Source organism: Endozoicomonas sp. SESOKO4 (genome assembly GCF_024606275.1).
This window is the reverse complement of record NZ_JAHHPS010000601.1, coordinates 1-2,122: the sequence shown is the minus strand read 5'-3', so window position 1 is coordinate 2,122 and position 2,122 is coordinate 1. Positions and strand designations below refer to the sequence as shown.

Below are 2,122 nucleotides of genomic sequence, written 5' to 3'. Positions count from 1 at the left end.
CCATAGGACGGACACACATCTGATCCATAGCCAGGAGAATCAGGTTGCCCAAGTTATGATGAGTAAGATCTCCACTGTCTTCTTTGAAACGATACTCAAAAAGAATACGTGCCAGGTTGGGACTATCTGAACAAAGCTGATTGATGCAGTTTCTCAAATCACCCCAGGCGATACAGCCACTGGCTTCCCTGAGTCGGCCAGTGGAACCACCATCATCAGTGGTAGCAACAATACCAGCGAGTCGACCTTTCATAAAACCGAGGCTGGCCATAACCCTTCCAAGACCATGGCCACCACCGATAGCGGCAATACGACGACATTTAAAAAGAGCGTTGACGGACTGCATGTATTACTTAGACGTTGTGGTTTCTGGATTTGGCCATGATCATGGCGAATTCAGCCTGTTGCAAGAGATTATCAACTTGCTGACCGTCGTCAGGAAATAGGGTGATGCCTACAGTTCCGCTGATGGTTATCTTCTCTTCGTTCACTGTAATGGGAAGAGCCAGCTGTTTCAGAAGAGCTTGGGCCATTTCAGCTGCTTCGTAAGGTTGGGTGATCTTAGATAGAATGATTGCAAACTGGTCTTCTCCAAGCCTGCCTATGTAACCTCTGTTACCAATATTACCAATATGGTTTCTCAGGCGATCTGCAATTTTGACCAGTGTATGCTCTGCTGCTTTGAAGTTAAGCTGGGCATTCAGTGATTTGAAGTCATCAAGACCAAGACAGAGAATGGCAATATTGCCATCAGAGCTTGAGAGTTTATCAATCAGGCTCTGCAACTGCTTCTGCAAGGTTTTTCGGTTTGGCAGACGGGTTAAATAGTCGTACTGAGACAGTCTCATGATCTGAGCCTCGGCTTTCTGCCTCAGGTTCAGGTTTCGATCTATTGATTCCAGTAGCTGATTCGCTGTTCTGACCCAGAGACCCAGCTCATTGTTTTGATGACCTTTAGGCATAGGTAATTTATGAGAGCCGGGAGCGTCCGGGTTAATCTGTGACAGGCTTACGATCAAACGATTCAGAGGTTTGGTAAGAATAAATGTATAGATCAGGTAGAGCAGCAATGCCATCGCAATGGCCCTGAAAATACCGCTGACCATGACAATCAGTGAGCGCTGGATGAACTCCTGACCGTGGTAAGCCGTATCAATGGCCAGGAGGAGTTCGCCGTAGCTTTGATGAGAGGGTATTTCCCTTTGTAGAGGAATACGGTAAATTCGAATAGGTTCAAATATGTAGTCCGAGAGCTGGCGATACCCTGAGTTGGAAAGGCCACGCTTTACCACAGCAAGCTCAGGTTTATCAGGTATTTTGATGGCAGCAATGTGGACTGACTGGTGCTCCATTAACCCGGAAAGAATCTCCCGGGCCATTGTGGGCTCCAGTCTACTGGCAGCCTGAATGGAAGGTTCCCTGATCATGGACAGCATTTGCAAGGCTTCTGAATCAATGATGTTGCTTGACTGGCGGGCATCAAAGAAAATTTGAACACAGCTGATAGCAATACCCAATAAACAGGCTGACATTAGAACAGCTTTAAGCAATTTGGCAGATAAACGTTGCTCAGCATCAATGCCTGTGCTGGTTTCCATATTCTGTGACTTCTTTCTATGCCATCCATAAAACGTTTAACAACGACGGACTCAATGTGGTTGGCTATTGATTAAAAAGTAGAAAGCAACTACTCAAAAAAGCTAGTAAGCAATCAGATGTTGGATACAGAGCTTTTCATTTCCTTGTGAGATTAACTATAGGAAGTTAAGAACAACTTACTAATACGAAATTGTAATCTTTAAATACGATTTTAATTGTTTTTTTTATTAGATAAAATAATTGTCGAAAGGTTTTTTATTTATTTTTTTTAAATAAAAGTGATGATAAGTTGGCAAAAAGCCTTTTTGATTAGTATGTGTTATCTTTATTTGGTTTTTTTATCGCCAAAGAATATAGAAGCATTCATCTTTTAAGCTATCACCTGTCTAGTCTGATAATAAGTGTTTGAAATGATCTCTGATTTTTTTCTTTTCAAATCTGGGAGTAATGTTAAGGGGTAGGAAGTAATGAATTACGAAATTTGGCAAACTCAGTCATGTGATGTCATCTCATTGAAAGATCA

General features: G+C 42.5%; 2 protein-coding genes. Both read right to left on the bottom strand.

Annotated features, from left to right (window positions below; translation table 11 throughout):
• Positions 1–346: 2-phospho-L-lactate transferase CofD family protein (locus KDK16_RS11745; protein ID WP_257276261.1), on the bottom strand; the 346-nt coding region annotated here is incomplete at its 3' end.
• Positions 347–353: 7 nt separating this feature from the next.
• Entirely contained in the window at positions 354–1,598 is a 1,245-nt protein-coding gene (locus KDK16_RS11740; RefSeq protein ID WP_257276260.1) for a diguanylate cyclase domain-containing protein, read from the bottom strand.
• Positions 1,599–2,122 lie beyond the last annotated feature (524 nt).

Coding starts and splice junctions, on each gene's coding strand:
- KDK16_RS11740 (WP_257276260.1), bottom strand. CDS start 1,598: ATGGAAACCAGCACAGGCATTGATGCTGAGCAACGTTTATCTGCCAAA.